The 11,507-nt window shown below is 66.8% G+C and carries 8 protein-coding genes; 5 read left to right on the top strand and 3 right to left on the bottom strand.

The window, feature by feature from the left end:
* The first annotated feature begins 14 nt into the window (after positions 1-14).
* Positions 15-602, top strand: a complete 588-nt coding sequence (locus AC1DBD_RS05165; RefSeq protein WP_476981572.1) for a TMEM175 family protein — start codon at positions 15-17, stop codon at positions 600-602.
* Here AC1DBD_RS05165 and AC1DBD_RS05160 read toward each other — a convergent pair whose 3' ends face one another.
* Positions 603-2,057 (bottom strand): FAD-dependent monooxygenase, encoded by a 1,455-nt coding sequence (locus AC1DBD_RS05160; RefSeq protein ID WP_476981571.1) that lies wholly within the window; start codon positions 2,055-2,057, stop codon positions 603-605.
* 183 nt (positions 2,058-2,240) lie between these two features.
* Complete coding sequence (locus AC1DBD_RS05155; RefSeq protein WP_441417629.1) at positions 2,241-3,038, bottom strand: dioxygenase family protein; 798 nt, start codon at positions 3,036-3,038, stop codon at positions 2,241-2,243.
* A gap of 138 nt (positions 3,039-3,176) precedes the next feature.
* On the opposite strand from AC1DBD_RS05155, the gene AC1DBD_RS05150 reads away from it, so the two are divergent.
* Complete coding sequence (locus tag AC1DBD_RS05150) at positions 3,177-4,250, top strand: DNA polymerase IV (protein WP_476892413.1); 1,074 nt, start codon at positions 3,177-3,179, stop codon at positions 4,248-4,250.
* Between the two features lie 757 nt (positions 4,251-5,007).
* Here AC1DBD_RS05150 and AC1DBD_RS05145 read toward each other — a convergent pair.
* Entirely contained in the window at positions 5,008-5,769 is a 762-nt protein-coding gene (locus tag AC1DBD_RS05145) for a GAF and ANTAR domain-containing protein (protein ID WP_476981570.1), read from the bottom strand.
* A gap of 322 nt (positions 5,770-6,091) precedes the next feature.
* Here AC1DBD_RS05145 and fdh point away from each other — a divergent pair, with 322 nt between their 5' ends.
* From fdh to nrfD, 3 genes are read left to right on the top strand one after another with little or no spacing between them, the layout of a single operon-like run.
* Positions 6,092-9,406, top strand: coding sequence for a formate dehydrogenase (gene fdh / locus AC1DBD_RS05140; protein ID WP_476981569.1), 3,315 nt, complete (start codon positions 6,092-6,094; stop codon positions 9,404-9,406).
* Positions 9,407-10,417: a 4Fe-4S dicluster domain-containing protein gene (locus AC1DBD_RS05135; protein WP_476981568.1), complete on the top strand. Its 1,011-nt coding sequence runs from the start codon at positions 9,407-9,409 to the stop codon at positions 10,415-10,417.
* On the top strand, positions 10,414-11,502 hold the full coding sequence (nrfD, locus tag AC1DBD_RS05130) for an NrfD/PsrC family molybdoenzyme membrane anchor subunit (protein WP_476981567.1): 1,089 nt from the start codon (positions 10,414-10,416) through the stop codon (positions 11,500-11,502). The genes AC1DBD_RS05135 and nrfD overlap by 4 nt, the downstream gene beginning before the upstream one ends.
* Positions 11,503-11,507: the final 5 nt, after the last annotated feature.

Genomic DNA, 11,507 nt, shown 5'->3' with positions numbered 1-11,507 from the left:
ATGGAGGAAACGGTGTGAACAAGAACCGCTTGGAGGCGTTCAGCGACGGCGTGCTGGCCATCATCATCACGATCATGGTCCTGGAGCTGAGGGTGCCGGAGGAACCGACCTGGCATGGCCTGGCTGATGTCCTGCCAACCTTCCTCAGCTACCTGCTCAGCTTCGTTTACGTTGGAATCTACTGGAACAACCACCACCACATGATCCACCTGGCCGACCACGTCAACGGGTCAATCCTCTGGGCGAACCTGCACCTGTTGTTCTGGCTTTCGCTGTTCCCCTTCACGACCCGCTGGATGGATGAAACCGGCTTCGTCCAGGTACCGGTGCTGGTCTACGGGATGAACTTGTTCTGTGCAGCCATCGCCTACTTCATTTTGCAGCAGGCACTGATCCGCCAGCAGGGCAGAGACGGCGCCCTGGCACGCGCTGTCGGCCGGGACTGGAAGGGCAAGGCGTCGCCGCTGATTTACCTCACCGGGATTGCCGTGGGCGTCGTACAACCGCTGCTCGGGCTTGCCGTGTACACCGTGGTGGCCCTGATCTGGCTGGTGCCGGACCGCCGGGTTGAGCACTTTGTCACCCAGGCGGGCCGTGGCTAGTCAGCCCTGAGGCCCGAACCACCTGGCCAGCGCCTCGGCCAGCCCCCGCGAGGTTCCGTCTCCCGTCCACGCCACATACCCGTCCGGACGGATCAACACGGCAGCCGGGGCGCTCACCGGACCGATCACCGGAAGCTCGCATCCACCGTCGTACATGGCGTCCACCGGCTGCACCCGGTCCGCCCACGGCCCCGGGTCGACGCTGCCTGGCGCCCCGAGGTTGAGCAGCACCGCGCGGGCGTTGTGCAGGAAGCTGAACACGCGCAGCGGACCGCTGGCGGTGACGACGTCGAGATCGGGCATCCGGCGCCCGAGCAGCGGATGCCCCTCCCCCAGGTCGTAGCGGACGTCGAGGCCGGAGATGAGGCCGCCAAGCCGTTTCCGGGCCTCATCGATCGTCAGCAGGCCGGCCACAGTGTCGGCCAATGCGCCGATGCGCGGGTCGGACCGCTGCATAACGGACTGTGCCATCGTGTGCTGTAGCGCGCGTGCCCCGGCGGGGTGCCGCTCGGCGTGATAGCTGTCCAGCAGGCCCTCCGGCGCCTGTCCCTTGACCACCTGGGCGAGTTTCCAGCCGAGGTTCACGGCGTCCTGGATCCCAAGGCCGATCCCCTGGCCACCCGACGGAGAGTGGATATGCGCGGCGTCCCCGGCGAGCAGCACACGGCCGCTGCGGTAGGCCGCGGCCTGGCGTGTGGCGTCGGTGAACCGCGAGATCCAGGTCGGAGTATGGACCCCGAAGTCCGTGCCGTAGACCTCGACCAGCGCCCTGGCGAGGTCAGCCAGGGTCGGCTCCGTGGCCGGTCCGAGATGCTTCTCGGTCACGACCACCCGCATGGTTCGCCCGTCCTCCATCGGGTGCAGCCCGTGGACCCCCACCTCGTCGATGCGCATGCCCGTTGGCGTCTCCTCCGTCACCTCCACCTCGGCGATCAGGCTGCTCCTCGTCGCATCCCAGCCGGGGAACTCGATGCCGGCCGCCTTCCGGACGGCACTCCGGCCGCCGTCGGCGCCTATGAGGTACAGCGCGCGCCTCGCACCGCCGTCGGCGAGCTGGACGGTGACACCGCCGCTGTCCTGGGCAAAGCCGGCAACGTCGAGCCCCCGATGAACCGGCACACCCAGCTCTTCCACCCAGCCTGCCAGGATCCGCTCGATGTGGTTCTGCCACAAGCCGAGCGTGTACGGATACCGGGTAGGAAAGTCACCCAGGTCCAGGGCCGTCGTGCCGAAGAATGCCGCCTGGACGGCCTTGCCCTCGGCGAGGAACCGGTCTGCAATCCCGCGCTGGTCGAGGAGTTCGATCGTCCGCGAGTGGAACCCGCCCGCTCTCGAGCCCACCAGTTCCGGCGTCGGTCGGCGTTCCACAATCGCCACATCTATCCCGGCCAAGGCGAGCTCGCCGGCCACCATCAACCCCGTCGGACCGCCGCCCGCAACAATCACATCAACCACCAATACCCCCGCCTCTCCGCGCCTTCTACAGGCTGGCTTCCCCGGCACCGCTTCCGGCACCACCGAGCCAGTTTGAAGCATGAAGGGGGCCTTGCCGCAAGCCCTTTAGGGCGCGGTAGATTGGAAGAAGGGCGGGACACCCGGAGAACGGACCGGAGGAAGTCCCGCAGCCGGTTTCTTGGCTTAGGTCAGGGTCCAGGAGCGCTTCGACAGGCCGAACCAGAACCCGTCGATGGCGGTCTTGGCCTGCAGGTCGCCGGACTCGTAGGCCGCGCCAAGCGCCACATACAGCGGTGCCCAGTGCTCGCTGCGGGGGTGCGCCTCGCGGGCTGCCGGGGCCTTGTGCAGGAAGTCCAGGATAGAGTCGACGTCGCCGCGCGCCATCGCTTCCTCGGCCCACTGGTCGAACTCACGGGAGACCGACGGCGGGGTGCTGTCGGGTCCCCCGGCGGGGTTGAACCAGCGCAGGTTGTGTGTGGTGAAGCCGGATCCGACGATCAGCGTGCCGCGGTCCCGCAACGGCGCCAGCGACTTGCCCAGATCGAACAGGCCCTGCGGATCAAGGGTGGGCATCGACATCTGCACCACCGGTACATCCGCGTCCGGGAACATCTCCTTGAGCGGGACGTAGGCGCCATGGTCCAGGCCGCGGCTCTCGTCCCGCTCGACGTGATGGCCATGGCCGACCACAAGCTTCTCCACCTCGGCGGCCAGCCCGGGAGCCTGCGGGGCGTCGTACGTGACGTCGTAGTACTTCTGGGCGAACCCGCCGAAGTCGTAGACCAGTCCCGGGTTGCGCCCGGTGGCACTGAGGGTGACCGGGGCGTTCTCCCAGTGGGCGGACACCATCAGGATGTCTTTGGGCTTGTCAAAGGTGGCGGACCAATTCTTGAGTTCACCCGTCCACGTCGCGTCGTCAGCCAGCGGCGGCGCGCCATGGCTGAGGAAAAGAACCGGAGGGCGGTCGAGTGTCGAAGTCATGCCTTCAGCTTAGTCGGCTTTACTTGAAGGTTCAAGCTTCGTGAATCACATAGTGAGGGCTAGCTTCCCCGGACCGGCGCCGCAAACTCGACTGCTGCGGCCGATGCCTGCCGGTGATGTTTAGGGCAGACTGGTGGCGTGGACGGAATCCGGTGGGTGCTGCACGTCGATCTCGACCAGTTCATCGCCGCCGTCGAAGTGCTCCGGCGGCCGGAGCTTGCGGGCAAGCCGATCATCGTCGGCGGCCGCGGCGATCCCACGGAACGGGCGGTGGTCTCCACCGCGTCCTACGAAGCCAGGGCGTTCGGGGTGGGATCCGGAATGCCCTTGCGCATTGCGGCCCGGAAAGTGCCCGACGCCGTGATCCTGCCCGTCGATCACGAGGCATACCTCGCGGCGTCTGAAACGGTGATGGCTACCCTGCGCGCGCAGCCGGGCGCCACCGTCCAGGTGCTGGGTTGGGATGAAGCCTTTGTCGGCATCGAGTCAGAGGATCCGGAAGCCTACGCCCGGCAGGTGCAGGCCGCCGTCCTGGAGCAAACGCAGCTGCATTGCAGCGTGGGCATCGGCGACACCCTGGTCCGTGCCAAGGTGGCCACCGGTTTCGGCAAGCCGGCCGGCGTCTTCCGCCTCACTTCCGAGAACTGGCTCGAGGTCATGGGCAGCCTGCCCACCAAGGAGCTGTGGGGCGTCGGAACCAAGGTGTCCGGCCGGCTGGCCAAGCTCGGCATCAACACTGTCGCCGAGCTCGCCGCCGCCGACCCTCAGGACCTGGTCCCGGAGTTCGGCCCCAGAATGGGTCCCTGGTACGCGGAGCTGGCACGTGGCGACGGCACCAGCGTGGTGGACGCCACCCCGTGGGTTGCCCGCGGTCACAGCAGGGAGACCACCTTCCAGCACGACCTGACCGAGGCAGCCCAGGTGGCCGGCGCTGTCAGGGAGCTGACAGCGCGCGTCCTCGAGGATGTTGCGGCCGAAGGACGACCCGTCATTGGGCTGACCTTGAAGGTTCGGTACGCGCCGTTCGTCACCAAGACCCACGCAAGGAAGATTCCCGAGACGTTCGACCGGGACGAGATCCTCGCGCAGGCGTTGGACCTTGCGGCCGCCATCGAAGCGGGCCGGCCCATCCGGCTCCTGGGCCTGCGGGCCGAAATGCCGATGCCCGACGACGCCCGGAAGGGTCACACCCCAACGCGCGGCGGCTGGTGACGCCGTCGTGCGGCGGCCGCAGCTAGCGGGCAGATCCGCGGGCGGATCAACTCGTCGGACCGTCGCAGGCGCTGGTCGCAGCCCGGCGACCGACCGTCGGCGCGCTGACGCCGCCGGGAATAGTGTCGTCACAACGGGTCCGTTCCAGCCATACTCCGATACTCTGGAAGAGGTCAGGCAGTGGCCTCCGTTCTTTTCCAGAGGACACACTGTATGCCCGCGAAACTCTCCGTAACTGTCGCCGTCGACATGGACGCCGCCGCCGTTACCCTTCGACCCACCGGCCGGTTGACCCCCAGGAACGTTTAAGGCCTCCTTGCTGTGGTGCGACGCGCGACGCGCGTCCTGCCCGGCTTTGACGTCCTGCTTGATCTTGACCAGCTCCTCGTGGATTGCCCTGAAACGCTCCCCGCCCTTAGCCAGGCCGGGGCCCGGACCATTCGCAGCCATCACCCACGCGCCGGGTGCCGCCCCAGTGCCCCAACGCGGACGGCCGCGTGATGGAACTAAGCAGCTCCGGCTACCACGAGCGGATATTCCACCATTTCGGGAGATGGCCGTTCGTGCCCGCTGAAGACCTGTTGAAGTTGCGCCAATCACTGCGTCAGGCGCAGAGCCTCGGCGGCCGGACCGGCGCCAGCGAGCTCCTTCTCCTTGTCGATGAGGAAGTAGTCAGGCGCCGGGGCGGCGCACCGCGCGACGATGAGCCCTCCGGGGACGGGGCAGGCGCGAACTGACGATCTGCCGCGGCACTGCCCTACTTTGGACGCGGAGGTATTTCGGTCGACATTTCTCCGCTACTGGTCAGGTTTTCTGCCACCTCACGCAGTTTCGTGTTGGAAGTGGTGCTGGCGCGGGAGAGGACCAGAAAGGCCTGCTGGGCGGTTAGTTTGTAACGCTCCATGAGGATGCCTTCGGCCTGGCCGATGAGCTGGCGGGAGACCAGCGCCTCATTGAGCTGGCTGATTTTCTGGGAGTCGGCGAAGGCCACCGCTGCGTGGGCAGCGACGAGCAGCCCAATTTGCTCCGACTCTAGGTCGAAAGCGTTCGGACTGGCGCCATACAGGTTCAACGCATCCAGCCGGTCGCCTTCGACGAACAACTGGATTGAAAGCATGCTGCGCGCCCCAAGCTCAACGGCGCCGCGGGAGAAGGCCGGCCAACGGGTCTCACTGCTGAGGTCGGGCACCCGCACAATCCGGTCTTCGTAGGCCGCGTCCAGGCACGGCCCCTGTCCGGATGTGCTTTGCAGAGCGTCAACCCTGCGGGGAAGGTCTCCCGAAGCGACCGGTGAATCGACCTTCTTCCGGCCAGTGACCACGCTGATGGACGCATCGGCGGCGCCGGGTATGAGCTGGACGGCGGCCTGCACTATCCCGGCAAGCACCCTGTCCGGATCATGTTCGTGCTGCAGCTCCCTGGCCAGGTCGCTGAGCCGTGTGGCCAGTCCGCCGCTGCCACTCCCGCCCTGTCCTGGCTGCCCGGAAGGGCCGTCCATCTGTGACGCGTCGGTGTTCATCTGCTCACCTCAGTTCTTCCGTATGCGCTGATACTACGTCCGGAATCTCCTGCCGGACCCTCTCGGCAGGGGTTTTCTTCCGGCACCCGACGGCCAAGCATTAGCTCGGACTTCGGCCCACAATGTCCGGCCCGCGGGTCCCGGCGCCGCGATGCGGACAAGCCGTACTTATCCAGGACTTCTCCGGATTTGTTCGACGGCTCGCCTGGATAACGGCGGCCGTGCACTCCAACGGCCCGCTGAAACGTCGAAGGCGAGGGGCAGCACGGAACGCTTCATCGACACCCTGTCGTTGGGGCCCCGGATTGTGTAGGCTCCTGCCATGGCTCGGCGCAGTTTTCTTCAGTGGCCGGTCGTCCGGCAGTTCAGTACGGGCGATCTGCTGGGACGCGGCCCGGCGGTAACCTCCCCGCGGACGAGGGAGATCACCCCGCGCACGGCCACTGCAGACCGCGTCGTGCAGAGCGTGTGCCCGTATTGTGCCGTGGGCTGTGGACAGCGGGTCTACGTCAAGGACGAAAAGGTCGTTCAGATCGAAGGCGATCCCGATTCGCCGATTTCCCGTGGCCGGTTGTGCCCCAAGGGCTCTGCGAGCGAGCAGTTGGTCAACTCGCCGGGCCGGCAGACCGAAGTGCTCTACCGTGCGCCACGCTCCACCCAGTGGCAGCATTTGGATCTGGAAACTGCCATCGACATGGTGGCGGACCGCTTCGTGGACTCCCGCCGCCGGACCTGGCAGCAAGAAGACGAAAAAGGCCGGCTGCTTCGACGCACCATGGGCATAGCCTCGCTCGGCGGGGCAACTCTGGACAACGAAGAGAACTACCTGATCAAGAAACTCTTCACGGCTGCCGGAGCAGTGCAAATCGAGAACCAAGCCCGCATTTGACACTCCTCCACGGTTCCCAGTTTGGGAGCCTCGTTTGGACGCGGTGGTGCGACGCAATCACTGCAAGACATGGCCAACGCCGACTGCATCATCATTCAGGGTTCCAATATGGCCGAATGCCATCCTGTGGGATACCAGTGGGTTGCGGAGGCCAAGGCCCGCGGAGCGAAGGTCATCCACGTCGACCCCAGGTTCACGCGCACCTCGGCCGTCGCGGATAAGCACATCCCCATCCGGGCCGGCTCTGACGTTGTCCTCCTGGGCGCGCTGATTAACTACGTGATCACCAACGACCTGTGGTTCAAGGAGTACGTCAGCGCCTATACGAACGCGGCCACGCTGGTTCACGCCGATTACCGCGACGCCGAGGACCTTGGCGGCCTGTTCTCCGGCTATGATCCCGAAACCGGAGCATACGACATGGCGTCATGGTCGTACGCGGAACAGGGCGGAGGCACCATCGGGGACGCTGGGGCGGGCACCGAGCACGGCTCCCACGCGTCGGATCGGGCCGCGGGAGACCAGTTCGGCAGCGGCGGCCCCGCCCTGGAACACGCCCAAGTGCAACGTGACGATACCCTGCAGGACCCCCGGACCGTCTTCCAGATCCTGAAGCGCCATTACGCCCGTTACACCCCGGAGATGGTCCAGGACATGTGTGGCATCAACGCCAAGGACTTCGAGTATCTGGCCCACGCCATCACGGAAAACTCGGGGCGCGAACGGACAACGTGCTTTGCCTACGCCGTCGGCTGGACCCAGCACACGCTCGGAGCGCAGTTCATCCGGGCCGCCGCTATCCTGCAGCTTCTGCTCGGCAACGTGGGCCGCCCGGGCAGCGGAATTATGGCCCTGCGCGGGCATGCAAGCATCCAAGGCTCCACGGATATTCCAACCCTGTTCAACCTGCTGCCCGGTTACCTGCCGATGCCCAGCGCCGGACGCCACGACACCTTCAGCGAATACCTGGATGCGATCGCGTCGAAGAAGCAGAAGGGCTTCTGGGCGGACGCCGACTCCTACGTCATCAGCCTGCTGAAGGCCTGGTGGGGCGACGCCGCGACCGCGGAGAACGACTGGGCCTACGATTACCTTCCCAGACTGACCGGAGCGCACGGCACGTACCAGACGGTGATGGACATGCTCGAGGACAAGGTGGAGGGCTACTTCCTGCTCGGACAGAACCCCGCCGTAGGCTCGTCTAACGGCCGGATGCAACGCCTTGGCATGTCGCACTTGAAGTGGCTGGTGGTGCGCGACCTGAACCTCATCGAGTCGGCGACCTGGTGGAAGGACGGCCCGGAGATCGAATCGGGAGAACTGCGCACCGAAGACATCGAGACCGAAGTGTTCTTCCTGCCTGCAGCAAGCCACGTCGAAAAGGCCGGCTCGTTCACGCAGACCCAACGGCTGCTGCAGTGGCGGCACCAGGCGGTGGCACCGCCTGGTGCGTGTCAAAGTGAATTGCAGTTTTTCTTTGAGCTGGGCCAGCGGATCCGCGAAAAACTGGCGGGTTCGGAGGATGAACGCGACCGTCCGCTGCTCGACCTCACCTGGGATTACCCCACCGACGAACACGGCGAGCCCGACGGCGAGGCGGTGCTGGCCGAGATCAACGGCCGCCACCTCAGCGGCCCGGACGCAGGCAAACCGCTCTCCGCGTATACAGAGCTGCGCGCCGACGGTTCCACGTCGGCGGGCTGCTGGATCTACACCGGCGTCTACGCCGACGGCATCAACCATGCCGCCAACCGGAAACCGGGCCATGAGCAAGGGCCTGCCGCCTCGGAATGGGGCTGGGCCTGGCCGGCCAACCGCCGGATCCTCTACAACCGGGCGTCGGCCGACCCGGCCGGTAAACCGTGGAGCGAGCGGAAGAAATACATCTGGTGGGACCAGGAGCAGGGACGGTGGGTCGGAGACGACGTTCCCGACTTCCCGGTTGACCTTGCTCCGGGCAGCCAACCCGACCCGGATCTCGGTGGTCCGGCCGCCCTGACAGGAGATGATCCCTTCATCATGCAGTCAGACGGCAAGGGATGGTTGTTCGCGCCGAAGGGCGTCGTCGACGGTCCCCTTCCCACCCACTACGAACCGCAGGAATCGCCGGTGGCCAATGGCCTTTACCCGCAGCAGCAAAATCCGGCCCGGCTGGTGTACCCCCGCGCAGACAACCTCAGTGCACCAAGCGCCGGTACCAGTGGCGCGGGCGTCTATCCCTACGTCTTCACCACGTACCGGCTGACCGAGCACCACACGGCCGGCGGAATGAGCCGCTGGTTGCCGTACCTCTCGGAGCTGCAGCCGGAAATGTTCTGCGAGGTCTCTCCCGAGCTGGCCGCTGAGCGCGGGCTTGAGCCGTACGGGTGGGCCACCATCATTTCGGCCCGCTCCGCCATCGAGGCGAAGGTGCTCGTCACCGAGCGGATGAAACCGCTGGCCGTCGGCGGCCACACCGTCCATCAGATCGGGTTGCCGTACCACTGGGGCGTCGGAGCGGATGCTGTGGTCAGCGGTGACGCGGCCAATGACCTGTTGGGCGTGACGCTGGACCCCAACGTCCAGATCCAGGAATCCAAGGCCGCCTCCTGTGACATCCGTCCGGGCCGCCGGCCCCGCGGGGCGGAGCTGCTTGCCCTGGTTGCTGAGTACCAGGCCCGGGCCGGAGCGACGACCGAGACCGGGAACCGACTCGTTACCGATCCGGGCGGCACCGTTCCGGATGCCGACTCGATGTTGGAGGATTAGATGGGCCAGCTGTCCGGACCGACCGACCCCGCCGCCGATGCCCGGTGGGAGGACCAGCAGCCGCGCAAGGGGTTCTTCACAGACACCTCCATCTGCATCGGCTGCAAGGCCTGCGAAGTGGCCTGCAAGGAGTGGAACCACAACCCCCACGACGGGAACCTGGAGCTGCTGGGATCCTCCTATGACAACACCGGAGGACTCGGCGCCAGCACCTGGCGGCATGTTGCCTTCGTTGAACAGGGCCAGGAACGCATTACCGAGGCGCGGGAATCCGGGCGCGCGCTGGTCAACCTCGGCATGCCCCGCATCGGGCCTCCCCCGACGGCGGCGTCCGCCGGGGCGGACCTGGCGAATGTGGATACGACGCCGCCGGACACGGCAGACTTCCGTTGGTTGATGTCCTCCGATGTCTGCAAGCACTGCACGCACGCCGGGTGCCTTGATGTCTGCCCGACCGGAGCGCTGTTCCGCACCGAGTTCGGCACGGTGGTGGTCCAGGACGATGTGTGCAACGGCTGCGGCACCTGCGTGGCCGGGTGTCCCTTCGGCGTGATTGAACGCCGCAGCGACGGCATGGTGGCGGTGGCCGCCCAGCGGGAGGAGCCGCACGCCAAGCAGCCCGCCGACCCCAACGTCGGCGTCGCCCAGAAGTGCACGCTGTGCTACGACCGGCTGGTCGACGATGAGACGCCCGCTTGCGCTAAAGCCTGCCCGACGACGTCCATCAAGTACGGCAACCATGACGACATGGTGGAGACGGCCCGGGAACGGGTCGCCGCCCTGCACCAGCAGGGACTCACGGAAGCCAGGCTCTATGGTGCGAACGAGCTCGACGGCGTCGGCGGAACCGGAGCGGTCTTCCTCCTGCTCGACGAACCGGAAGTGTACGGGCTTCCGCCGGATCCGAGAGTGCCAACCGCCGATCTGCCGCAGATGTACCGGCGGGCCGGCATGGCCGTCGCCGGCATGGCCGCCGCTGCGGCGCTGGCTTTCCTGGGAGGGCGCGCGTGACCCACTCTGAGTTCGACAGCTTTCGGCCGCCCGAACCTGCCCGCCGGCGTCGGGCTGGCGGCAAGCGCGGCACCGGCCGCCGCGACGGCGGTGACGGTTCCCGAGAAATGCCTATGGTCCCGGAGCCGGAATTCACCTCGTACTACGGCCGTCCCGTGGTCAAACCGGCACCCTGGACCGAAGATGTGGCCGCCTACCTGTTCCTTGGCGGCGTGGCGGCCGGCTCTGCACTGCTCGGTCTCGGCGGCCAGCTGACCGGGCGGCCGACGCTGCGCCGGAATGCCCGGCTGAGTGCCCTGACGGCAGTAAGCATGGGCACCATTGCGCTGTTGAAGGATCTGGGCAGGCCGGAGCGCTTCCTGAACATGCTGCGGACCATCAAACTGACCTCGCCGATGAGTGTGGGCTCGTGGATTCTCAGCGCATTCAGCGTGGGCGCGGCGGTCTCGGCGGCAGCGGAGGTCGATCGGATGACCGGAGCGCGGTTGCCGCTGGGGCCGTTGCGGAACCTGCTGTACGCGGTCGAGGGACCGGCCGGCTTCGAGGCCGCGTTTTTCGCCGGACCGCTGGCGGCGTACACGGCGGTCCTGCTCGGTGACACGGCCACCCCCACCTGGAACGCCGCGCACGAGGAACTGCCCTTCGTTTTCGTGAGTTCCGCGGCCCTCGCTTCTGCCGGGCTCGCGATGATCACGACTCCGGTACAGGAGGCGGGCCCGGCCCGGAAACTTGCGGTGCTGGGCGTGATGGGTGACGTGGTGGCCATGCGGGTGATGGAGCACCGGATGGACCCGGTGGTCGCCGAGCCCCTGCATCAGGGCAAGGCCGGTGTCATGCTGAAATGGAGCGAGCGGCTAGCCGCTGCGGGCGGACTGGGGGCACTGTTGGGCGGACGCAACCGGGCGGTGGCCGCGGCCTCGGGACTGGCACTGCTGGCCGCCTCGGGGCTGACCCGGTTCGGGGTGTTCGAGGCCGGCCTTGCCTCGGCTCGGGACCCGCGGTATACGATCGAACCGCAGAAGAACCGTCTCGCCGCCCGCCGCGCCGCCGGCATCACCGGAGACTCGATCACCACTGCCGGCTGACGAGT

The sequence above is a fragment of the Arthrobacter sp. 10T419 genome, from assembly GCF_056394105.1.
This window is presented reverse-complemented; position numbering and strand designations above follow the sequence as displayed.